21 protein-coding genes and 1 pseudogene are annotated in these 20,828 nt (G+C 70.6%); 11 read left to right on the top strand and 11 right to left on the bottom strand.

The genetic code is table 11. From position 1 onward, the window contains the following. Positions 1 to 153, top strand: a complete 153-nt coding sequence (locus ACIO3O_RS09805; RefSeq protein ID WP_401744097.1) for a hypothetical protein — start codon at positions 1 to 3, stop codon at positions 151 to 153. Between the two features lie 18 nt (positions 154 to 171). Here the strand turns inward: ACIO3O_RS09805 and ACIO3O_RS09800 are convergent, their stop codons facing one another. Further along, entirely contained in the window at positions 172 to 1,071 is a 900-nt protein-coding gene (locus ACIO3O_RS09800; RefSeq protein ID WP_401744096.1) for a polysaccharide deacetylase family protein, read from the bottom strand. Positions 1,072 to 1,146: 75 nt separating this feature from the next. Here ACIO3O_RS09800 and ACIO3O_RS09795 point away from each other — a divergent pair, with 75 nt between their 5' ends. After that, entirely contained in the window at positions 1,147 to 1,617 is a 471-nt protein-coding gene (locus tag ACIO3O_RS09795) for a GNAT family N-acetyltransferase (RefSeq protein WP_401744094.1), read from the top strand. Here the strand turns inward: ACIO3O_RS09795 and ACIO3O_RS09790 are convergent. The 6 genes from ACIO3O_RS09790 to zapE form a co-directional block, all read right to left on the bottom strand. Beyond that, the gene (locus tag ACIO3O_RS09790; RefSeq protein ID WP_401744092.1) at positions 1,604 to 2,494 is read right to left on the bottom strand and encodes a polyphosphate kinase 2 family protein; all 891 of its coding nucleotides are present in this window, start codon (positions 2,492 to 2,494) and stop codon (positions 1,604 to 1,606) included. The two genes, ACIO3O_RS09795 and ACIO3O_RS09790, sit on opposite strands and share 14 nt — an antisense overlap. A gap of 292 nt (positions 2,495 to 2,786) precedes the next feature. Next, positions 2,787 to 3,968, bottom strand: coding sequence for an SPFH domain-containing protein (locus ACIO3O_RS09785; RefSeq protein ID WP_401744091.1), 1,182 nt, complete (start codon positions 3,966 to 3,968; stop codon positions 2,787 to 2,789). A 30-nt stretch (positions 3,969 to 3,998) separates the two neighbouring features. Continuing rightward, positions 3,999 to 4,232: a hypothetical protein gene (locus tag ACIO3O_RS09780; RefSeq protein ID WP_401744089.1), complete on the bottom strand. Its 234-nt coding sequence runs from the start codon at positions 4,230 to 4,232 to the stop codon at positions 3,999 to 4,001. A 174-nt stretch (positions 4,233 to 4,406) separates the two neighbouring features. Further along, positions 4,407 to 5,813 (bottom strand): alkaline phosphatase PhoX, encoded by a 1,407-nt coding sequence (locus tag ACIO3O_RS09775; protein ID WP_401744087.1) that lies wholly within the window; start codon positions 5,811 to 5,813, stop codon positions 4,407 to 4,409. A gap of 123 nt (positions 5,814 to 5,936) precedes the next feature. Beyond that, positions 5,937 to 6,362 carry an OsmC family protein gene (locus ACIO3O_RS09770; RefSeq protein WP_401744085.1) on the bottom strand — a complete coding sequence of 142 codons (426 nt, stop codon included), beginning with the start codon at positions 6,360 to 6,362 and terminating at the stop codon, positions 5,937 to 5,939. Positions 6,363 to 6,403: 41 nt separating this feature from the next. Continuing rightward, a complete protein-coding gene (gene zapE, locus ACIO3O_RS09765; protein WP_401744084.1) occupies positions 6,404 to 7,513 on the bottom strand; it encodes a cell division protein ZapE in 1,110 nt (369 codons plus the stop codon). A 36-nt stretch (positions 7,514 to 7,549) separates the two neighbouring features. Here zapE and ACIO3O_RS09760 point away from each other — a divergent pair, with 36 nt between their 5' ends. The 4 genes from ACIO3O_RS09760 (at position 7,550) to msrB (ending at position 10,871) form a co-directional block, all read left to right on the top strand. Next, positions 7,550 to 8,323, top strand: a complete 774-nt coding sequence (locus ACIO3O_RS09760; RefSeq protein ID WP_401744083.1) for a pyrimidine reductase family protein — start codon at positions 7,550 to 7,552, stop codon at positions 8,321 to 8,323. Positions 8,324 to 8,525: 202 nt separating this feature from the next. After that, a complete protein-coding gene (locus ACIO3O_RS09755; RefSeq protein WP_401744081.1) occupies positions 8,526 to 8,996 on the top strand; it encodes an indole-3-glycerol phosphate synthase in 471 nt (156 codons plus the stop codon). 46 nt (positions 8,997 to 9,042) lie between these two features. Continuing rightward, complete coding sequence (gene murC / locus ACIO3O_RS09750; RefSeq protein WP_401744079.1) at positions 9,043 to 10,440, top strand: UDP-N-acetylmuramate--L-alanine ligase; 1,398 nt, start codon at positions 9,043 to 9,045, stop codon at positions 10,438 to 10,440. Positions 10,441 to 10,463: 23 nt separating this feature from the next. Further along, positions 10,464 to 10,871 (top strand): peptide-methionine (R)-S-oxide reductase MsrB, encoded by a 408-nt coding sequence (msrB, locus tag ACIO3O_RS09745; RefSeq protein ID WP_401744077.1) that lies wholly within the window; start codon positions 10,464 to 10,466, stop codon positions 10,869 to 10,871. Between the two features lie 106 nt (positions 10,872 to 10,977). Here msrB and sucB read toward each other — a convergent pair. From sucB to ACIO3O_RS09725, 4 genes and pseudogenes are all read right to left on the bottom strand, one after another. Next, positions 10,978 to 12,366, bottom strand: a pseudogene (gene sucB / locus ACIO3O_RS09740) (2-oxoglutarate dehydrogenase, E2 component, dihydrolipoamide succinyltransferase); the annotation flags it as partial. A 17-nt stretch (positions 12,367 to 12,383) separates the two neighbouring features. After that, complete coding sequence (gene aceE, locus ACIO3O_RS09735; protein WP_401744075.1) at positions 12,384 to 15,065, bottom strand: pyruvate dehydrogenase (acetyl-transferring), homodimeric type; 2,682 nt, start codon at positions 15,063 to 15,065, stop codon at positions 12,384 to 12,386. A 259-nt stretch (positions 15,066 to 15,324) separates the two neighbouring features. Continuing rightward, positions 15,325 to 16,068 (bottom strand): DsbA family protein, encoded by a 744-nt coding sequence (locus ACIO3O_RS09730; protein WP_401744073.1) that lies wholly within the window; start codon positions 16,066 to 16,068, stop codon positions 15,325 to 15,327. Beyond that, the gene (locus tag ACIO3O_RS09725; RefSeq protein ID WP_401744072.1) at positions 16,065 to 16,736 is read right to left on the bottom strand and encodes a GntR family transcriptional regulator; all 672 of its coding nucleotides are present in this window, start codon (positions 16,734 to 16,736) and stop codon (positions 16,065 to 16,067) included. Before ACIO3O_RS09725 ends, ACIO3O_RS09730 begins: the two co-directional genes overlap by 4 nt. A 297-nt stretch (positions 16,737 to 17,033) precedes the next feature. Here ACIO3O_RS09725 and ACIO3O_RS09720 point away from each other — a divergent pair, with 297 nt between their 5' ends. From ACIO3O_RS09720 to ACIO3O_RS09700, 5 genes are all read left to right on the top strand, one after another. Then, complete coding sequence (locus ACIO3O_RS09720) at positions 17,034 to 18,188, top strand: aminotransferase class I/II-fold pyridoxal phosphate-dependent enzyme (protein ID WP_401744070.1); 1,155 nt, start codon at positions 17,034 to 17,036, stop codon at positions 18,186 to 18,188. Then, positions 18,178 to 18,690 (top strand): DUF6190 family protein, encoded by a 513-nt coding sequence (locus tag ACIO3O_RS09715; RefSeq protein ID WP_401744069.1) that lies wholly within the window; start codon positions 18,178 to 18,180, stop codon positions 18,688 to 18,690. Before ACIO3O_RS09720 ends, ACIO3O_RS09715 begins: the two co-directional genes overlap by 11 nt. Continuing rightward, positions 18,677 to 19,513, top strand: coding sequence for a dihydrodipicolinate synthase family protein (locus ACIO3O_RS09710; protein ID WP_401744067.1), 837 nt, complete (start codon positions 18,677 to 18,679; stop codon positions 19,511 to 19,513). The genes ACIO3O_RS09715 and ACIO3O_RS09710 overlap by 14 nt, the downstream gene beginning before the upstream one ends. Before the next feature lie 70 nt (positions 19,514 to 19,583). Further along, entirely contained in the window at positions 19,584 to 20,423 is an 840-nt protein-coding gene (locus ACIO3O_RS09705; RefSeq protein ID WP_401744065.1) for an iron-containing redox enzyme family protein, read from the top strand. Continuing rightward, the gene (locus tag ACIO3O_RS09700) at positions 20,424 to 20,678 is read left to right on the top strand and encodes a Rieske (2Fe-2S) protein (RefSeq protein ID WP_401744063.1); all 255 of its coding nucleotides are present in this window, start codon (positions 20,424 to 20,426) and stop codon (positions 20,676 to 20,678) included. The last annotated feature ends 150 nt before the right edge of the window (positions 20,679 to 20,828 follow it).

The following is a 20,828-nucleotide window of genomic DNA, read 5'->3' as shown; positions in this document are numbered from 1 at the left end:
ATGGACGCCTCCGAACAGCCTGCCGACCCGATCCCGACGGCCGACTGCGTGCTGTGCGGGAAGCCGACCGAGTACCCGGAGACGGTCCGGGGGATCGTGCACTGCCCGGTCTGCGAGTGGCAGGAGGCCCAGCGCACGGCCTGCTCCGGGTGAGCGGTCGGTGGAGCTCCGTCAGCGGCGCGCGATCAGGTCCGAGACCTTGACGAAGCGGTAGCCCCGCTTGCGCAGCTCCGGCACCACCCGGCGCAGCGCCTTCTCCGTCGTCGGGGCGGCGCTGCGGGTGCAGTGCATGACCACCAGCGAGCCCGGCCTCACCCCGGCCAGCACCTGCTCGGCCACCGCGTCCGCGTCGGTGGCGAAGGCGTCGCCGCTGACCACGTCCCACTGCACCGCCGTCACCTTCGCGGGCCCCAGGCTGCGCAGCGCGCGGTCGTCGTAGCAGCCGCCGGGGAAGCGGAAGTACGGCACCACATTGCGCGCCCCGGCCTTGCGGAAGGCGGCGAACGCCCGGTCCACGTCCGCCTTCATCGCCTTCGGCTCGACCGTCGGCAGCCCGTAACAGGGGGCGGAGAAGGCGTGATGGCTGTAGGAGTGGTTGGCGATCTCGAAGAGCGGATCGGTGCCGATGGAACGCGCCTGGTCCGGGTACTCCTCGGCCCAGCGCCCCGTCATGAACACCGTCGAGGGCACCTTCCACTTCCGCAGCGAGGCGATGAGTTGCGGGTGGTCGAAGTGCTCGCCGCGGGCCGCCCGGGGCCCCTGGTCGGCGGTCATGTCCGCGTCGAAGGTCAGCGCGACGACCTTCTCGCCGCCCCTGCCCCGCGCCCGTTCGAACACGGGCGTGAGCCCGCCGGGTCCGGCGGCGACCGTGGGTACGGGGGAGGGGGAGGGCGGGGGAGTCGCCGACGGAGACGGTACGGAGGCGGAGGGCGACCGGCGGGCCTCGGCACCGTCGCCGCTTCCGGAGCCACCGCTTCCGGAGCCGCCGCTTCCGGTGCCGCCGGTCCCGCATCCGGTCAGGACCGCACCCAGGACGGCCGCCGCGAGCATTCTTCGTACAGAAATGGTCACTCACGGAAAGTAGCCGATCGTTCCCCGTGGGTCCGGCTGCGGCACGGCGTGGCCCGCGCAGGTAATACTCTCGGAGTGAGATCACACGTTACGCAGGACGGGCCCGCCCGTATCCGTCGCGCCACCGCGCAGGACGCCAAGCGGCTCACCCGTCTCGTCCGCACCTCGCGCGCCTACGAGGGCCCGTACGCGTCGATGGTCGAGGGCTACCGGGTCGGCCCCGACTACATCGAGCACCACGAGGTGTACGTCGCCGAGTCGCCGGACGGGCGGGTCCTCGGCTTCTACGCGCTCGTCCTGGACCCGCCCGAGCTGGACCTGATGTTCGTCGCCGACGCCGCGCAGGGGCTGGGCATCGGCCGCCTGCTGATCGGACACCTCGCCGGGCGCGCCCGGGAGGCGGGGCTGAGCGAGGTGCGGATCGTCTCGCACCCCCCGGCAGAGGGCTTCTACCGGAGCGTGGGGGCGGTGCCGGTCGGCACGGTCCCGGCGAACCCGCCCGCCGTGCGCTGGGACCGGCCGGAGCTGGTGCTCAGCCTGCGGTGACGTCGGGGGCCTCGGCGAGCAGCCGCCTGCGGCACTCCTCGATGTCGAAGTCGGCCTTCGGGTACTGGGGGTCGAGGGCCGTCAGGTGCTCCAGGAGGAGGCTGCTGATGGCCCAGTTGCGGTACCACTTGCGGTCGGCGGGGACCAGGTACCAGGGGGCGGCGGGGGTGGAGCACCGCTCCAGGGCGATCTCGTACGCCTCCTGGTAGGCGGGCCACAGGGCGCGCTCCTCGATGTCGCCGGGGTTGAACTTCCAGTACTTCTCCGGGTTGTCGAGCCGTTCCAGGAGCCTTTGCTGCTGCTTCTCGTAACTGATGTGCAGGAAGACCTTGACGATCGTGACGCCACTGTCGGTGAGCGAGCGCTCGAAGTTGTTGATCTGGTCGTAGCGGCGTTCGATCTCCTGTGGCGGGGCCAGCTCGCGGACCCGGCCGATCAGGACGTCCTCGTAGTGCGAGCGGTCGAAGATGCCGATCTCGCCCGCCTCCGGGAGCGCCTTGGTGATCCGCCAGAGGAAGGAGTGCGCGCGCTCCTCCTCGGTGGGGGCCTTGAAGGCGCGGATGCGGCAGCCGGACGGGTTGAACAGGCCGATCACGTGCTTGACCGTGCCGCCCTTGCCGCTGGTGTCCATGCCCTGGAGGACCAGGAGGAGACGGCGGTGGTCGCCCGCGGTGCTGGCGGCGTACAGGCGTTCCTGGAGACCGGCGAGGGGGTCGGCCAGGAGGGCGGTGGCGGCGACGCCCCGCTCCTTGTCGCGCGGGCCGAGGGGGGTGGCGTCGGCGGCGTACGAGGACAGGTCGACGGGGGCGCCGACCGGAACGCGGAGGGCGTCGCGGACGGAGGGGGGCGACGGCTTGTGCTTGTCCTTCTTGGGCATGGAACTCCTTGTCCGGGCGGGCTCGCGGCGGGCGGTTCTCGGGGCGGTTCTCCGGGCGGTTCTCCTGATCGTGCGACGGAAAGGGGCCGCGGGCATCTCCGGCCGGTCCGGACGCACGCGTCGTCCGCGCCGTCCCGCTCGGCCGCGGCCGCTCGTGCCGTCCCGCCTGGTCGAGGCTGTCCGGGCCGCCCCGCCCGGCTGAGGCCGCCCCGCCCGGCCGAGGCCGACCCGGCCGTCCCGCTCGGGCCGACCCGGCCGTCCCGCTCGGGCCGGGCCGGCCGACCCGTCCCGCTCAGTCGAGGTCGACCGGGCCGTCCTGCGGGGAACGCCGACCTCCCTGCTCACCCTTCCCCGCCAGGAACCCCGGAAGCGCCAGCTGGTCCGCGGAGCCGCCCTTGTCCCGGTCCTCGCCCGAGTTCAGGTTCTGCCGCACCGAGTCCAGGATCGTCAGGCCCTGGCTGACCAGCCCGGCCGCGATCTCGCCCAGCCCGTCCGCCCCGTTCAGCACGTTCACGTTCGCGCCCGCGAGACCGCCCGCCGCCTCCTTCACGATCAGCGGGAGCTGGTCGATCAGCATCCGGTCCAGGGCGACCCGGTCGTGCGAGGCCGCCGCCGAGGCCTGGATGCGCATGCGTTCGGCCTCCGCCACCGCCAGCACCCGGATGCGCTCCGCCTCCGCCTCCGCCGGCTTCACGATCTCCGCCACCAGCTGCTGCTGCCGCAACTGGGCCGCCCGCTGCGCCAACTCGGTCTGGGCGTCCAGGACTTCCTGCTGTGCGTGTGCCTGCGCGAGCGGCCCCGCCTGCGCCCGGTCCACCTCCGCCGAGTACTCGGCCTTGACCACCGCGGTCTGCCGCGCGTACTCCGCCTGGTTGCGGGCCGCCACCTGCTCCGCCTCGACGGAGGCCTGGGTGGCCTGCGCCTGCGCGATCTGCGCCTGGCGCTGGATGGCCGCCTTGTGCGGGGCGGACATCGCGTCGATGTAGCCGACGTCCCCGTCGTCGATGGACTGGATCTGGAGCGAGTCCACGATCAGGCCGATCCGCGCCATCTCCACCTTCGAGGTGTCCAGCACCTCCGCCGCCAGCTTCTGCCGCTCCGTGACGATCTCCTCGACCGTCATCGAGCCGATGATGGACCGCAGATGACCTGCGAAGATCCGGCCGGTCAGGACGGACATCTGGTCCTGGTCGGAGAGGAAGCGCTGACCGGCGTTGACGATGGACTCGGTGTCGTTGCCGACCTTGAACGCGATCACCGCACGCACGTGCAGGGCGATGCCCTGCCGGGTCACGCAGTTCTCGGTGACTTCGGCCTCGCACATCGACAGCGTGAGGAAGCGCGTCTTGCGGAAGATGGGCAGGACGAACTTCCCGTGCCCCGTGACCACACGGAACGGCGCACCGCCCAGTCCGCGCCTGCCGCCGGAGATCAGCATCGCCTGATCGGGTGCGGGTACCCGGTAACCGAACATCCCTGTACTCCTCGTGAGTTGCCGTACGGGCTAGAGGTCCAGGAGGTCCAGGGGGTCGGCCCACTCGACGACGTCCACCTGGCGGGCGCCGCGCGAGGCGATCACCAGCACGGTCGTGCCCCGGGGCAGCGGCTCCTCGGACCAGGCGAGGAAGGTCTCCGAACCGCCCCTGACCCGCACCAGGATCTCGCCGGGTCCCGCGGCGCCGCGGGTGCCGACGAGCAGTTCCCCCGGACAGCCGATCACGGCCTCGTCCCGCACCACCCCCGCGATCCCCCGATCCCGTGTCCCGGTCCTGATCTCCGACGATAGACCTGCCGGGCCCGCCCGGCCCATCCCCGGACCGCCCGGAGGCAACTCCTTTACGCATCCATGGTGTTGGGGTACGGGAGAGGGGGCGCCGACCCCATGCCGACGCCCCCTCTCCCGCTGCCCGGGTCAGTCGTCCCAGGGTCCCGTCACCGCGAAAGTCGTCCCCGGCGTGTAGCAGTTGACGTACATCGTCGACTCGTCCGGCGAGAAGGTGACCCCGGCGAACTCGCCCCACTCCGGCGCCTCGGGCGTGCCGATGTTCTGGCGGCCCCGGGCCATCGGGTAGACCTGCCCCCTGCGGCTCAGGCCGAAGACGTGCTGCGCGCCGTCGCCGTCCTCGCACACCATCAGGCCGCCGCTGGGCGCGAGGCAGATGTTGTCCGGGTACTCGCCCGGGAGCTGGTGGTCGGTGTCCGGGCCGAAGACCACCACCAGGGTGAGACGGCGCCGGTTCGGCTCGTACTTCCACACCTGGCCGAAGTGGTCCTTGAGCGAACCCTCCTTGGTCTTGGCGTAGCTGGAGACGAAGTACACGGCGTTGTCGTCGTGGCCGCCCCAGTAACACCCCTCCAGCTTCTGGGCGTGGGTGATGCCCTTCTTGCCGAAGTCCTGGAGCCGTACGGGGGTTTCCTTCGCGAGCGGGTCCGGCACCGGCACCCACTCCACCCCGCCGAAGCTCCGCCCGGGCTCGTGGACGGCGGAGAGGTCCGGCACGCCGGGCACCCGCATGGCCTCCAGCGTCCCGCCCGCCCGCAGCGAATTCACCCCGCCGCAGGGCTTCTTGGGCAGGAAGCGGTAGAAGAGGCCGAACGGGAACGCGAAGGCGTCCTCGGTCTCGTACACGATCCCGCTCTTCGGGTCGACGGCGATCGCCTCGTGCTGGAAGCGGCCCATCGCGGTCAGCGGGACCGCCCCGGTGCGGTGCGGGTCCGCCGGGTCGACCTCGAAGATGAAGCCGTGGTCCTTGGTGTAGCCGCCGGTCCCGGCCCTCTCCTCGTTCTCCTCGCAGGTGAGCCAGGTGCCCCACGGGGTGGGCCCGCCCGCGCAGTTGACGGCCGTACCGGCGATGCCGACACGCTCCTCCAGCACGTTGTTGCGCCCGTCCAGGGTGAGCGCGGTGCAGCCGCCCTTGGCCGCCGGGTCGTAGGTGAGGCCCTTGACCGTGGGCACGGCGAACTTCGCGCTCTGCCGGTTCTCGTGGTTGCGCACCAGGTGCACGCGCCCGCGACGGCCCCGGAGTGCCGTCATGCCGTCGTGGTTGCTGGGTACGGTCCCCTCGCCCGATCTGAGCGGATCGCCCTCGCGGGAGAGGACCTTGTAGCGGAAGCCCCGGGGGAGGTCGAGCAGGCCCTTGGGGTCGGGCAGCAGCGGCCCGTAGCCCGCGCGGCCGTGCCCTCCGCCGCCGCGCGGTCCGGCCAGGGCCGTACCGGCGAAGACCTCGGAGAGCGCGCCGGTGAAGGCGATGCCCGCACCCAACGCGCCGGTGCGGGCGATGACTTGACGTCGTGATGCGTCGGACGGTGTCGATGACATGAGGCAACTCCCTGCTGGCGGACAGGAATGTGACCCGCACGTGTGTATCACGCAACCGATGACACGTGAACCGTGCGGGCCACGACAGCCTCCGTACGGCTCGGCCGTACGTACGCCGCTACGTCAGACGAGCGACGCGGTCAGCGTGATCGTCGTACCCGAAAGAGCCTGGCTGACCGGGCAGTTGGCCTTCGCGTCCTCGGCGGCCTTCTGGAAACCGGCCTCGTCCAGACCCGGGACCTCACCCTCGACGGTGAGGTGGATGCCGGTGATGCCCTCGCCCGGCTGGAAGGTCACCGCGGCGGCGGTGTTGATCCGGGTCGGGGTGTGACCGGCGCCGGCCAGACCGTGCGAGAGGGCCATCGAGAAGCAGGACGAGTGGGCGGCGGCGATCAGCTCCTCGGGGCTGGTCTTGCCGTTCGCCTGCTCGGCGCGCGACGGCCAGGAGACGGGGTACTCGCCGATGCCCGAGGAGTCGAGCGTGACAACGCCCTTGCCCTCCAGCAGGTTGCCTTCCCAGTTGGTGTGCGCGTTACGGGTGGTGGCCATGGTGAAACCCTTCACAGAGAGGAACGGACAACACCCAAAACCTACTGCGCCACCAGCCCCTTCGCGTCCCGCGCCAGGGCGGTCAGCCGGGAGATCGCCCGGAAATACTTCTTCCGGTAGCCGCCGTTCAGCATTTCTTCACTGAACAGCTTGTCGAAGGGCAGCCCGGACGCGAGCACCGGCACCTCCCGGTCGTACAGCCGGTCCGCCAGTACCACCAGCCGCAGCGCCGTCGACTGGTCGGGCACCGGGGTCACCCCGGTCAGGCAGACCGCCTTCAGGTCGTCGGTCAGCGCCCCGTACCGGCTCGGATGCACCTTCGCCAGGTGGTCGAGCAGCGCCGGGAAGGCGTCCAGGCTGGCGCCCCCGGTCGCGTACGCGGCCTGCGTGACCTGTTCGTCGGTGTACGGAGCCGGTGCTTCCGGAAGGCCCCGGTGCCGGTAGTCCTCGCCGTCGATGCGCAGCGGCCGGAAGTGCGCGGACAGCCCCTGGATCTCCCGCAGGAAGTCCGCGGCGGCGAACCGGCCCTCGCCCAGCTTGCCCGGCAGCGTGTTGGAGGTGGCCGCGAGCGCCACCCCGTTCTCCACCAGGCGGCTGAGCAGCGAGGACACCAGCACGGTGTCGCCCGGGTCGTCCAGCTCGAACTCGTCGATGCACAGCAGCCGGTGCCCGCTCAACGTCGCCACGGTCTGCTGGAAGCCCAGCGCGCCGACCAGGTTCGTCAGCTCCACGAACGTACCGAAGGCCTTGAGCTGCGGCTCGGCGGGCGTCGCGTGCCACAGGGAGGCCAGCAGGTGCGTCTTGCCGACGCCGTACCCGCCGTCCAGGTACACACCCCGCGGCCCGGAAGCCTTCGCCGGAGCCTTCTTCGCGAACCAGCGCCGCTTCTGGGCCTCCGGCGCGGGCCCGAGCCCCGCCGCGAAGGCGCTCAGCACCCGGACCGCCTCGGGCTGGCTCGGCTGCTTCGGGTCGGGGATGTACGTGTCGAACCGTACGGAGTCGAAGCGCGGCGGCGGCACCATCTCGGCCACCAGCCGGTCGGCCGGTACCCGCGGCTCGCGGGCGGTCAGCGAGAAGGGAGCCGCGTCGGCTATGGGGCTGCTGGGGCCCTGAGCGGCGGATTTCGACGGAGACGACTGTGAGGACGACACAACCGTCCACTCTATGTGCCGTGCCAGACTGCCCCCATGCGACGCCTGTTCCCTGTGACCGACGAAACACCCGCCGCCGCGACGGAAGGGGCCGGGGAGTGGAGCCTGGACGCGCTGGCCGACGCCTACGCGTACCCCGCGGACGCGGACGTCTGGCTGCGCGCCAACATGGTCTCCACGCTCGACGGCGCGGCCCAGCACGACGGCCGCTCCCAGCCGATCTCCTCCGACACCGACATGCGGATCTTCGGCACCCTGCGGGCGCTGGCCGATGTGATCGTGGTGGGTGCGGAAACGGTACGCCTGGAGGGCTACCGGCCCGCCCGCGCCCGCGAGGCCTTCGCCGAGCGCCGGAAAGCCGCAGGTCAGAGCCCTGTGCCGGTCATCGCGGTGGTCAGCGCGAGCCTGGACCTGGACTTCTCCCTGCCCCTGTTCACCGAGCCGCTGGTCCCGACCCTGGTGCTGACCGGCGCCACGGCCCCGCCGGAGCGCGTCCGCGCGGCCCGCGCGGCCGGGGCCCGGGTGCTGGTCGCGGGGGACGGGGCCCGGGTGGAGATGGACAAGGCGGTACGGGCCCTGGCCGACCAGGGCCTGAAGCGCCAGCTCACCGAGGGCGGGCCGAGGCTGCTGGCCCAGTTCGTCGGCGACGGGGTGCTGGACGAGCTGTGCCTGACGCTCTCCCCGATGCTCACGGCCGGGCGGGCCCAGCGGATCGCGGACGGACCGGGGCTGGAGGTTCCGGATCGTTTCGCTTTGGCGTCGATCCTGGAGGAGGCCGGGTTCCTGTTCACCCAGTACCGTCGGAAATAGTGCCTCATGTGATCATTTGCAGCAGGCTGACAAACGACGGAATTTGTCGTTCCGCTTAGGTCTCCGTGGGCACACTTAACCCCAGCGGTACCCGTGCCCGCACGGGGAAGGATGGTTTCCGCAAGGGGGCAGAGCCCCATGGGACCAGGGTCCGCAAGGGTCAGAGTCCGCAAGGGCCAGAGAAGGAGAAAGGGCGCCCGACATGTTCACGAGCGTATTGATGATCGAGAAGCCCCTCACTGCGGCCGACGTGGAGTTCGTCACGACCCTGCACGGGGACGAGCAGGTCTCGTTCGTGGTGCTGATGCAGCCACGGGGCGATCAGGCCGACGTACTGCTGAGAGCCATTGACGACGTGGCCCTGGGCGAACTGGACGAGGCGGTCCACGAGGGCGACGAGCCCGAGGGCGACGACGCCCGGCCGATCGCCGAGAAGGGCCTCGCCGTCTCCCTGACGGCGCTGCGCGCGGCGGGCAGCGAGGCGGTGGGCCGGGTGGTCGAGAAGCACCCGCTGGACCTGCTGAAGTCCGTCGTCGAGGAGACGGGCGCGGACGAGGTGATCGTCCTGACGGCCCCGCACTACGTGGAGGAGTTCTTCCACCGGGACTGGGCGTCCAGGGCGCGTCACAAGGTCGGCGTCCCGGTGCTCAAGCTCTTCTCGCACAGCGAATAGGCTGGGGCCTTCCTTCCGCCCCGAGTCTTAACGTACGGAGAACCGCATGGCACCCGGCATCCCCACCGCCCTGGACCGACCGCACTTCATCGGCATCGGCGGCGCCGGAATGTCGGGCATCGCGAAGATCCTCGCCCAGCGCGGCGCGAAGGTCGCGGGCAGCGACGCCAAGGAGTCCGGCACCGCCGAGGCCCTGCGCGAGCTGGGCGCGACGGTGCACATCGGCCACGCGTCCGGCAACCTCGCGGACGACGCCACCAGTGTGGTGGTGTCGTCCGCGATCCGCGCCGACAACCCGGAGCTGGTCCGCGCCGCCGAGCTGGACATCCCCGTCGTGCACCGCTCGGACGCGCTGGCCTCCCTGATGAACGGCCTGCGCGCCATCGCCGTCGCGGGCACCCACGGCAAGACGACCACGACCTCCATGCTCGCGGTCGCGCTCACCGAGATGGGCCTGGACCCCTCGTACGCCATCGGCGGCGACCTCGCCGGACCCGGCACGAACGCCCTGCACGGCGAGGGCGACATCTTCGTCGCCGAGGCGGACGAGAGCGACCGCAGCTTCCAGAAGTACGACCCCCAGGTCGCCATCGTCCTCAACGTCGAACTCGACCACCACGCGAACTACGCCTCGATGGACGAGATCTACGAGTCCTTCGAGTCCTTCGCCCGCAAGATCGTCCCCGGCGGCACCCTGGTCATCAACGCCGACCAGCAGGGCGCGGTCGAGCTGGCCACCCGCCTGCGCGGCGAGGAACTGCTGAACATCGTCACCTACGGTGACTCCGCCCAGGCCGACGTCCGCGTCCACAAGATCACCCCGCGCGGTCTGTCCAGCGAGGTCACGGTCCTCCTGAACGGCAAGTTCCTCACCTTCACCGTCTCCGTGCCCGGCGCCCACTACGCGCACAACGCGGTCGCCGCGCTCGCCGCGGGCGTGGCCCTGGGTCTGCCCGCGCACAACCTGGCCTCCGCCCTCGGCAAGTACACCGGCGTCAAGCGCCGCCTCCAGCTCAAGGGCGAGGAGCAGGGCGTCCAGGTCATCGACTCGTACGCGCACCACCCGACCGAGATGACCGCCGACCTGGAGGCCATGCGCGGCGCCGCAGCCGACTCCCGCCTCCTGGTCGTCTTCCAGCCCCACCTCTTCTCCCGCACCCAGGAACTCGGCAAGGAGATGGGCGATGCCCTCGCCCTCGCGGACGCCTCCGTCGTCCTGGACATCTACCCGGCCCGCGAGGACCCGATCGAGGGCATCACCAGCGCCCTGATCATCGACGCCGCGAAGGCCGCGGGCGCCGACGTCACCCACGTCGCCGACGCCTCCACCATCCCCGACGTCATCGCGGGAATGTCCCGCCCCGGCGACCTGGTTCTCACCATGGGCGCGGGCGACGTGACGGACCTGGGCCCGAAGATCCTGGCCCGGCTGGCGCAGAAGTAAGCAGAAGTAAGGGGACACCTTCCATGGCGTACGACATCGAGAAGCCCGACGAGCAGTGGCGCGAGGAGCTCACCCCCGCCGAGTACGCGGTCCTGCGCCAGGCGGGCACCGAGCCCGCCTTCGTCGGCGAGTACACCGACACCAAGACCACCGGCGTCTACTCCTGCCGCGCCTGCGACGCCGAGTTGTTCCGCTCCGACACCAAGTTCGCGTCGCACTGCGGCTGGCCGTCCTTCTACGACCCGAAGGACAGCGACGCGGTCGAGCTGATCTCGGACACCTCGCACGGCATGGTCCGCACGGAGGTCCGCTGCGCGCGCTGCGGCTCCCACCTGGGCCATGTCTTCGAGGGCGAGGGCTACCCGACCCCGACGGACCAGCGCTACTGCATCAACTCGATCTCGCTGCGGCTGACGCCGGAGGCGGACTGATCCCGGCGCACGCCTGTGCACGTGTTGGGTGACCGTACGACTGAGCCCCCGCCCGGATCTCTTCCGGGCGGGGGCTCAGTCGTACAGCGGGGAGCCTTGACGTGGTTTACAGGCCGAGCTCGACCTCGAACTCGCCGGCTTCCAGGATCGCCTTGACGGCCGTGAGGTAGCGGGCCGCGTCGGCGCCGTCGACCAGGCGGTGGTCGTAGGAGAGCGAGAGGTAGGTCATGTCGCGGATCGCGATGGTCTCGCCCAGGTCCGGGTGGTTGATGACCACGGGACGCTTGACGGTGGCGCCGATGCCCAGGATGGCGACCTGGTTCGGCGGCACGATGACCGTGTCGAAGAGTGCACCGCGCGAGCCGGTGTTGCTGATGGTGAAGGTCGCTCCGGACAGCTCGTCCGGGGTGATCTTGTTGCCGCGGACCTTGCCGGCCAGCTCGGCGGTCTTCTTGGAGATGCCCGCCAGGTTGAGGTCACCGGCACCCTTGATGACCGGGGTCATCAGGCCCTTCTCGGAGTCCACGGCGATGCCGATGTTCTCCGAGTCGAAGTAGGTGATGGTGCCCTCGTCCTCGTTGATCCGGGCGTTGACGACCGGGTGGGCCTTCAGCGCCTGGGCCGCCGCCTTCACGAAGAACGGCATCGGGGAGAGCTTGACGCCCTCGCGGGCGGCGAAGGAGTCCTTCGCCGCGGCGCGGAGCTTCATCAGCTTGGTGATGTCCACCTCGACGACCGAGGTGAGCTGGGCCTGGCTGTGCAGGGCCTTCATCATGTTGTCGCCGATGACCTTGCGCATGCGGGTCATCTTGACGGTCTGGCCGCGCAGCGGGGAGACCTCCAGGGCCGGGGCCTTGGACGCGGCGGCCGGAGCAGCCGGGGCGGCGGCCGGGGCGGGGGTCTTGGCGGCTTCGGCGGCGGCGACGACGTCCTGCTTGCGGATGCGGCCGCCGACGCCGGTGCCCTTGACCTGGCCCAGGTCGACGCCGTTCTCGGAGGCGAGCTTGCGGACCAGCGGGGTCACGTAGGCACCGTCGTCACCCGAGGTCGCGGCCGGAGCGGCTGGGGCCTGCGGGGCGGCGGGAGCAGCCGGAGCCGGAGCGGCCGGGGCGGCAGCGGCGGGCGCGGCCTGGACCGGAGCCGGAGCGGCGGCGGGGGCGGCCGGAGCGGGGGCCTCCTGCTTCGGAGCCTCCTGCTTCGGGGCCTCCTGGGCGGGAGCAGCGGCGGGAGCGGCAGCCGGAGCGGCCGGGGCGGCGGCCGGGGCCGCGCCCTTCGCGCCGATGACGGCGAGCTTGGCGCCGACCTCGGCGGTCTCGTCCTCGGCGACGACGATCTCCAGGAGAACGCCGGAGACGGGGGCCGGGATCTCGGTGTCGACCTTGTCGGTCGAGACCTCAAGGAGCGGCTCGTCCTCGGAGACCTCCTCGCCGACCTCCTTCAGCCAACGGGTGACGGTGCCCTCGGTCACGGACTCGCCGAGCGCGGGCAGCGTCACGACGTCGTTCTGCGTGGTCATGCTTCCACTCCGTAGCGCGCGGCGGCCTGTCGTACGGTCTCCTGCTTCACCTCTCCGCGCCGGGCGAGCACGGCCAGTACGGCGACCACGATCGACGGGGCGTCCACGCCGAAGTGACGGCGCACGTTCGCGCGGCTGTCGGAGAGGCCGTAGCCGTCGGTGCCGATGGACGTCCAGTCCTGCTCCACCCAGGGGCTGATCTGGTCCGGCACCGCACGCATCCAGTCGCTGACCGCGACCACCGGCCCCGGCGCCCCGGCCAGTGCGCGCGTCACGTACGGCACCCGGTCCCCGGAGCCCGTGCCCGTGGTGTCCGCACGGAGGTTCTCGGCCTCGGCGGCGAGGGCTTCCCGGCGCAGTTCGGTCCAGGACGGCGCGGACCACACGTCCGCGGCGACGCCCCAGTCCTCGCGCAGGAGCTGTTGTGCCTCCAGGATCCAGTGGATCGCGGTGCCGGAGGCCAGGAGTTGCAGGCGCGGGGCGTCGGCGGGGGTGTCCTGGGCCTCCTGGTAGCGGTAGAGGCCGCGCAGGATGCCTTCCTCCACGCTCTCGCCGGCCGGCATGGGCGGCTGGATCTTGGTCTCGTTGTAGACGGTGAGGTAGTAGAAGACGTCCTCGGCTTCGGGTCCGTACATGCGGCGCAGTCCCTCGCGGACGATCACCGCGACCTCGTACGCGAACGCCGGGTCGTAGGAGACGGCCGCCGGGTTCGTCGAGGCGATCAGGTGCGAGTGACCGTCGGCGTGCTGGAGGCCCTCACCCGTCATCGTCGTACGGCCCGCCGTCGCGCCGATGACGAAGCCGCGGCCCAACTGGTCGCCCAGGGCCCAGAACTGATCGGCCGTCCGCTGCCATCCGAACATCGAGTAGAAGATGTAGAACGGGATCATCGGCTCGGCGTGCGTGGCGTACGACGTCGATGCCGCCGTCAGCGAGGCCAGTGAACCGGCCTCCGTGATGCCCTCGTTGAGGATCTGACCGTCCTTGGACTCCTTGTAGTAGAGGAGTTGGTCGCGGTCGACGGGGTCATAGGTCTGGCCGACGGGGGAGTAGATGCCGGCCGAGGGGAACAGCGACTCCATGCCGAACGTGCGCGCCTCGTCGGGGACGACGGGAACCCACCGCTTGCCGGTCTCCTTGTCCCGCATCAGTTCCTTGACCAGCCGTACGAACGCCATCGTGGTGGCGATCTCCTGGGTGCCGGACCCCTTCTTCAGGGCGTCGAAGGGCTTCGCGGACGGCAGCGGAAGCGGCTTCGGGACGATCTTGCGCGCGGGGGCCGGGCCACCGAGGGCGGCACGCCGCTCCTGGAGGTACCTGACCTCGGGCGAGTCGGCCCCCGGGTGCCAGTAGGGGACCAGGGAGTCGTCCAACGCCCGGTCGGGGATGGGGAGTTCGAGCAGGTCGCGCATGGCGCGGAATTCCTTGCCCGAGAGCTTCTTCATCTGGTGGTTGGCGTTGCGCGACTCGAAGCCGGGGCCGAGCGTCCAGCCCTTGACCGTCTGGACCAGGACCACGGTCGGTGCGCCCTTGTGCGCCAGGGCCGCGCGGTAGGCGGCGTGCACCTTGCGCGGCTCGTGGCCGGCCCGCGAGGTCCCGACGATCTCTTCGAGCTGAGCGTCGCTGAGACGCTGGGAGAGGGGGGCGAGGGCCGGATCGGCGCCGAGGAGCCGCTCGCGGATGTAGGCGCCGTCGCGGGCCGCGAAGGTCTGGAACTGGCCGTCGGGAATCGTCCCGATCCTGTGGACCAGGGCGCCCTCGGTGTCCTGCGACAGCAGTCCGTCCCAGGCCTGCCCCCACAGGGACTTGACGACGTTCCACCCCGCCGCGCGGAACTGCCGCTCCAGCTCCTGCACGATCTTGAAGTTGCCCCGCACCGGCCCGTCCAGGCGCTGCAGGTTGCAGTTGACGACGAAGGTCAGGTTGTCCAGGCCCTCGCGCGCGGCCAGGGCGAGGGCGGCCGTGGACTCGGGTTCGTCCATCTCTCCGTCGCCGAGGAAGGCCCAGACGTGGGAGCCGGAGGTGTCCTTGATGCCGCGGTTGGTCAGGTAGCGGTTGAAGCGGGCCTGGTAGATGGCGGAGAGCGGGCCGAGACCCATGGAGACCGTCGGGAACTCCCACAGCCAGGGCAGGCGGCGCGGATGCGGGTAGGACGGCAGGCCGTCCCCTCCGACTTCCTGCCGGAAGCGGTCCAACTGCCCCTCGGTCAGGCGCCCTTCGAGGAACGCGCGGGCGTAGACGCCCGGCGAGGCGTGCCCCTGGACGTAGAGCTGATCGCCGGAGCCGTCGGCCTCCTTGCCGCGGAAGAAGTGCTGGAAACCGACCTCGTAGAGCCAGGCGGCCGACGCGAAGGTGGCCATGTGTCCGCCGAGTCCGCCGCGCTGGTTGCCGCGGGTGACCATCGCGGCGGCGTTCCAGCGGTTCCACGCCGTGATCCGCGCCTCCAGTGCCTCGTCGCCCGGGTAGGGCGGCTCGGCGGCGGTGGGGATGGTGTTGATGTACGGCGTCTCCAGGAACGGCGGTACGTCGACACCGGTGGTGCGGGCGTGCTCGTTCACACGCTGGAGGATCTGTGCGGCCCGCTGCGGGCCACCGAACTCGGCTGCGCCGTCGAGCGATTGGAGCCACTCGGTGACCTCGGAGGGGTCCCTGTCGGGAAGCTGGTCGAGCTGGGACACGGATCGTCCCCTTTCTCGTTCCTGGGTGGGGAATCCGGGCTGCCACGGAGCCCCGTGGCAGCCCGGCAATGGGAGGGCCGGATATGCGGGTGGTCCGGCCGGGGTGGAGGAGCGGCGACGCGCGCTCCACGACGCTGCTTCCGCTATTCCATATGGCGGAAGCTGGTTTCCATGATCCAGAATTTAGGAGCCATAGATGTGTGCAGTCAACACCTACCGGCCGGTAATGCGCGATGATCGATCATTTTCGGCCGTCGGTTCACCCGGCCGCCCGCAGGAGCAACTCCTCATAGATCTTCGGGTCGTTCGCCGTGACCTCGGGAAAGCCGGTGCCGTACGCGCCGTGCCAGCGGGCCGTCACCCCCGGGTTGGCGCAGTCGGAACCGTCCGGAAGGTACAGGTGCGGACTGCACCGCACCTGGTGCTCACGGGCGCATGCGAAGTCCTCGGTGATCACGGAGCGCGCCCGCCCGTCGTCGAGCCCCTCGGCGATGGGATCCGCGTCGACGCCCGGCGTCTCCTCCGCCACGGCGAGCACGGTGGCGCGCGCTCCGATCGACCGGCTCTCGGCCCAGAAGGCCCGCCGCAGCGCGAGATCGAGCCGCTCCGAGGCCTCCAGGCCCTGCTGCTTGGCCAGCTGCACGGCCTCCAGGGCCGGCAGCGAGGAGGAGGGGAACTTCCAGTCGGGCGACCGCCACAGCTGCCAGCCGGCCTCGGGTTCGATGTGCGCGACCCCGCCGACCTCGGAGTCCGTGCCCGGGCGCGGGCTGGGGCCGCCGTTGAACAGCTCCAGGGGGAACGCCCGGTGGTCGAAGCGGACCCGGCCCGCCAGTCCCAGCCCGGCCCGGGTGGTGTGCAGCCGGTACAGCGCGACGTGGGCGAACGAGCACCAGATGTCCGAGAACACGGTGATGGTGCCCGGGGCGACCCGGTCGCGCGGGTGTGCGGTGGCGGACGGGGCAGTGGGCGGGGTGGCGGACGGGGCGGTGGGGGTGTCGGTCATGGCATTCCTGTCGGTTGGTGTGCGTATTCGAGGACGTGCAGTTCGAGCAGCCGTCCCACGTACGGGTCCTGCCGCCGGAAGGCGTCGACGATGGCGATGTGGTCGTCGGCGTTCTCGTGCAGCTCGGTGCGCAGCCACATCAGGGAGAGACGGGTCCACAGCTCGATGGCCAGGGCCTCCCACTGGCGCAGCAGTACGGGGTTCCCGGCCGCCCGCACGATCTCGCGGTGGAACTCGACCGCGCAGTGGACCTGCAGCCCGGTGTCCCCGTCCCGTGCCGCCTGCTGCATGAGCTCCAGGTGGGGTTCGAGTTCGGAGACGTCCCCGGCGAGCCGGCGCACCGCCAGCTGGCCTGCGAGGCGCTCCAGGGCCGCTCGTACGGGATAGACCTCGACCAGATAGTCGGGGGTCAACTCCCGCACTCTCACACCCTTGTTGGGGACCGCTTCCACCAGCTGCATGGCGTGCAGGTCGCGCAGCGCCTCGCGGATGGGGCCGTGGCTGATGCCGAGTTCCTCGGCGACCTGGCGTTCGATGATGCGGTCTCCGGGCTTCCAGCGGCCGTCCAGCAGCCCGTCGAGCAGGGCCCGCCGGGCCAGTTCGCTCAAGGGGACGCGGCGTAGTGGGGACGCGAAGGCCGTGGATTCGGTGGCTCTCTCGTCTGTCATGGGCTTCTCCGGAGAACTGCGCGCCAGCATAGGGGACTTGATCAATGATCGATCATTGCCTAACGTACGTCACGGTGGTCTCGCCGTGCCAGGTCCCCACCCCTCCGAGGTGAACCCTGGTACGGCCGAGCCGGGTGCGGGCCCGGCTTCTCCACGCGAACGACGCGCGTTTCCGAGCAGACATCGACCACAACTCCCGACACCGACGCCATCGCCCCCGATCCGCGGCCGTGCAGTGCGCGTACACCGTCACCGCGAGCGGGCCCCTCGGCGTCGCCCCACTCCTCAAGGAGTCCTGTGACCGAGCAGCTTCTCGACCTCACCCAGCACGAGATCCAGGCCCTCAAGACCCGGTTCAACCTCGCCGACGCCCACACCCACCAGCAGCAGTCCACCGGCCAGCGCGAGATCGTCGCCGCGCTGCCCGCCCTCTGGTACGAAGCCGAGGAGACCCGCCAGGCAGACCTGGAGGACCGCTTCAAGGAGGTCTTCTTCCGGCTGCACGGCCAGAACAGCGTCCGCGTCGACACCACGATGCTCTCGTACGCGGCCTCCATCTCCACCCTGGTCGTCGGCATGTACCTGCGGCGCAAGGACATCAGCATCAGCCTGATCGAGCCCTGCTTCGACAACCTGCCCGACGTCCTGCGCAACGTCGGCGTGGACCCGGTGGCGATACCCGAGGACGTCCTGCACGACGCCGACCGCATCTACGACCGGCTGTCCGACACCGTCACCACCGACGCCCTCTTCCTGGTCGACCCCAACAACCCCACCGGCTTCTCGCTGCTCAGCCACGGCCGCAAGGGCTTCGAGGAAGTCGTCCGCTACTGCGTCGAGCACGACAAGCTCCTCGTCGTCGACCTGTGCTTCGCCTCCTTCGCCCTCGCCGACCCCCGTTTCGGCCGCTTCGACCTGTACGAACTCCTCGACGGCTCCGGCGTGCGCTACCTCGCCCTGGAGGACACCGGGAAGACCTGGCCGCTGCAGGACGCCAAGTGCGCGCTGCTCACCTGCAGCCAGGACCTGCACGAGGACGTGTACAACATCCACACCAGCGTGCTGCTCGACGTCTCGCCGTTCGTCCTCAACTTCCTCGCCCGCTACGTCGAGGACTCCATCGAGGACGGCATGGCCTCGGTCCGCGACGTCATCACACGCAACCGCGAGACCGCCCTGAAGACCCTGGAGGGCAGTCTCCTCGAACACATCGACCCCGCCGTCAACGTCAGCGTCGCCTGGTTCCGCATCACCGACGAGAAGGTGAGGGCGACCGAACTCCAGAAGCACCTCACGCAGTACGACGTGTACGTACTGCCCGGAACGTACTTCTACTGGAATCAGCCGGAGCGCGGCGAGCGCTACGTCCGCCTCGCGCTGGCCCGCGACCCCCAGGAGTTCGCGCAGTCCCTCGCCCGCCTGCGCAAGGCGGTGGACAGCTATGCCGCGTGACGTCTACGTGGACGCGTCCCTGTTCATGGGCATGCACAGCAAGGACCCCGACGTACGGACCGCGTGCGCCCGCTTCTTCGCGGAGCACCTGCGCACACCGGTGCTGATGACGTACGAGGAGGTCGGACGCTGCGACGACGTGGTGTGGGGCCGCGGCCGCGAGGAGCAGGACGCGTACTACCCCTTCATGGACGTCCTGCACTCCCTGATGCCGATCCGGCGGCGCGCCTACACCGCTCAGGACCGCGAGACGCTGGCCTTGCTGCCGTCTGTCGCCTCGGATCTGGCCCCACGGGAGCAGATGCTGCTGGCTTCGGTCCGCGCCACCGGGGGCGAGCTCGTCACGGTGAACCCCCGTCTGCTCGCCCTCGCCGCCCACGGGCTGCCCGTACGCGCGCCGCGCACGGAGACCGGGCCCGTGCACTTCGACGACGCGCAGGGCGTACTCGACGCCCTGTACGAGACATCCCTGGCCCTGGAGGTCGACCATGCCGCAGTCTGACACGACCCGACAGAGGTTCGCCGGCGCACCGCGGCTGACCCAACTGCGCGGCACCGTCGTCCCGTTGGTGACACCCGTCGATGCCGAGCACCGGGTGTGCGAGCAGAGCGTCGTGCGCCTGCTCGACAGCCTGCGCGGCAGCGTCGACGGCTACATGCCCGCGCTCAGCACCGGCGAGGGCTGGAAGCTCTCCCTCAAGCAGTGGATCGACATGGTGCACCTCACCGTCGCACATGCCGACGGCGCCCCGGTGCTCGCCGGTGTCGAGGTCGGCGGTACCGAGCAGATCCTGACGCGGGCCGTGCTCGCCGAGGCCCTCGGCGCCGACGCGATCGTGGTACCCCCGCCGTTCCCGGTGGAAGGGCGGCCACGACCCACGCTCGTCGAGCACTTCAAGGAGATCGTCGACGAGAGCCCGCTGCCCGTCGTCGTCTACCACGAGAACGCGGTGTCCAAGATGGAGCTGGACCTCGCCCAGCTGCGCGAGGTGCTGTCCCTGCCCGGCGTCGTCGGGGTCAAGGAGTCGAGCGGCGATGTGCAGTTCACCAAGGAACTGCTGGCCGACGAGGTGCCCGTACCGGTCTTCCAGGGCTGGGAGCACCAGATCGCCGACGTGCCCGGCGTCCAGGGATTCGTCGGCCCGTTGGCCAACCTCGACCCTCGGGCCTGCCAGGCGGCGGTGACGTACTTCTCGGCAGAGTCCCAGGAGCGGGTCAACGCGCTGTCCGAGCAGTACCAGCTCCTCGCGGACGACTGGTACCTGCACGTCAAGGCGGAGCTGGTCCGACGCGGAGTCATCACCACGGCCCTGCCCGTCGACTGACCGTGCGGCTGCCCCGGCCCGTCCGCCGGGCCCCGCGTCCCCTGCCCCCTCTTCGCGAAGGAGACCTTCCGTGACCGTGAACGCCCGCACGGAACAGACGGCCGGCAGCCGTCTGTTCGTCCTCAACCGCACCATTCCCAGCCCCGAGGAACTGCGCGAACTGCTCGATCTGGAAGACCGGCTGATCGCTTCCCGGGTCCGCGAGATCGAAGCGGCCGCGCCCGACCTGCCGGACCGCGCGGCGCTCGGCCGGCAGATGAAGGAACTGCTCAAGGCCGAGGAGTCCGACCCGCCGGAGTTCGAGCGGGTCATGGCGGAGGATCTGAACCGGGACCAGTTCAAGGAGGTCGTCGCACAGTTCGCGGTGGACGGCCTCACCGAGTCCGAGTCCTTCCTGCCCATCGTCTGGCGGCTCCCCAAGAAGGCCAAGATGGCCGTCTTCCGGGTCCTCATCGACGAGTTCGGCTGCGGAAACCTCGACCAGGCGCACTTCAACATCTACCGCGACCTGATGACCGAACTGGGGATGTCCCTGGAGGTCGAGGACTACCTGGACCGCACGAACGAGGAGACGTACGCGTACGTCAACACGTTCTTCTGGGCCGCCGCCCGCGCGCCGCGCCCGGAATACTTCCTCGGCACGCTCTGCTACCTGGAGTCCAGCATCCTCTACGCCTTCCAGTGCTTCGCGAAGGCGGCACAGCGGCTCGACCTCCAAGGCGCCCGCTACTACACCGAACACCTGCACATCGACCACTTCCACGCCAAGGAACTCCAGGTGGCGATACGGGAGTTCGACGCCGAGGCCGACCTTCAGCCGGTCAAGGTCTGGGCGGGGTTCAAGATGGCCAGCGAGGTCATCGGGGCAGCGACCGAGGCGGCCGTCGCCTCCGCGGCCAAGGTGGCCTGAGTGAGCGACGTCAGCATCGAGCAGGTCGGCGAGGACACCCTCAGGGTGCGGGTGGGCGACCGGGAATTCGAAGTGGGTGCCAGCTGCCCGCACCGCCGCGGTTTCCTCGCCCACGGCTACGTGAACGCAGCCCGCCTGCGTATCACCTGCCCCCTGCACCACTCCAGCTTCTCCCTGGAGACCGGCGAGGCGATCACCGGCCCCACGGACCGCCGCCTGTGCACCCGGGAAGTCACCCCGTCGCCAACGGGATAGTGCCGGGGGCCGCGTACCTCCCCCGTCCGGTGAGGTACGGGTTCGTCCCTCTCGCCCCGTCCCATCGCGGGCAGAGACACCGCAGGAACGATCGGCGGGGCCCGTCCACCACGGACCGGGCCCCGCCGTGCTGAGGTACGGCCCGGGAGA

The sequence above is a fragment of the Streptomyces sp. NPDC087440 genome (assembly GCF_044744005.1).
Taxonomy (GTDB): Bacteria; Actinomycetota; Actinomycetes; order Streptomycetales; family Streptomycetaceae; genus Streptomyces.
This window is presented reverse-complemented; position numbering and strand designations above follow the sequence as displayed.

Bases quoted from the DNA above. Each gene is read 5' to 3' on its own strand.
- ACIO3O_RS09775 (WP_401744087.1), bottom strand. From the start codon at position 5,813: ATGTCATCGACACCGTCCGACGCATCACGACGTCAAGTCATCGCCCGC.
- ACIO3O_RS09790 (WP_401744092.1), bottom strand. From the start codon at position 2,494: ATGCCCAAGAAGGACAAGCACAAGCCGTCGCCCCCCTCCGTCCGCGAC.
- ACIO3O_RS09805 (WP_401744097.1), top strand. From the start codon at position 1: ATGGACGCCTCCGAACAGCCTGCCGACCCGATCCCGACGGCCGACTGC.
- ACIO3O_RS09730 (WP_401744073.1), bottom strand. From the start codon at position 16,068: ATGACCGACACCCCCACCGCCCCGTCCGCCACCCCGCCCACTGCCCCG.
- ACIO3O_RS09715 (WP_401744069.1), top strand. From the start codon at position 18,178: ATGCCGCGTGACGTCTACGTGGACGCGTCCCTGTTCATGGGCATGCAC.
- murC (WP_401744079.1), top strand. From the start codon at position 9,043: ATGGCACCCGGCATCCCCACCGCCCTGGACCGACCGCACTTCATCGGC.
- ACIO3O_RS09710 (WP_401744067.1), top strand. From the start codon at position 18,677: ATGCCGCAGTCTGACACGACCCGACAGAGGTTCGCCGGCGCACCGCGG.
- ACIO3O_RS09770 (WP_401744085.1), bottom strand. From the start codon at position 6,362: ATGGCCACCACCCGTAACGCGCACACCAACTGGGAAGGCAACCTGCTG.
- ACIO3O_RS09760 (WP_401744083.1), top strand. From the start codon at position 7,550: ATGCGACGCCTGTTCCCTGTGACCGACGAAACACCCGCCGCCGCGACG.
- ACIO3O_RS09725 (WP_401744072.1), bottom strand. From the start codon at position 16,736: ATGACAGACGAGAGAGCCACCGAATCCACGGCCTTCGCGTCCCCACTA.
- ACIO3O_RS09785 (WP_401744091.1), bottom strand. From the start codon at position 3,968: ATGTTCGGTTACCGGGTACCCGCACCCGATCAGGCGATGCTGATCTCC.
- ACIO3O_RS09755 (WP_401744081.1), top strand. From the start codon at position 8,526: ATGTTCACGAGCGTATTGATGATCGAGAAGCCCCTCACTGCGGCCGAC.
- msrB (WP_401744077.1), top strand. From the start codon at position 10,464: ATGGCGTACGACATCGAGAAGCCCGACGAGCAGTGGCGCGAGGAGCTC.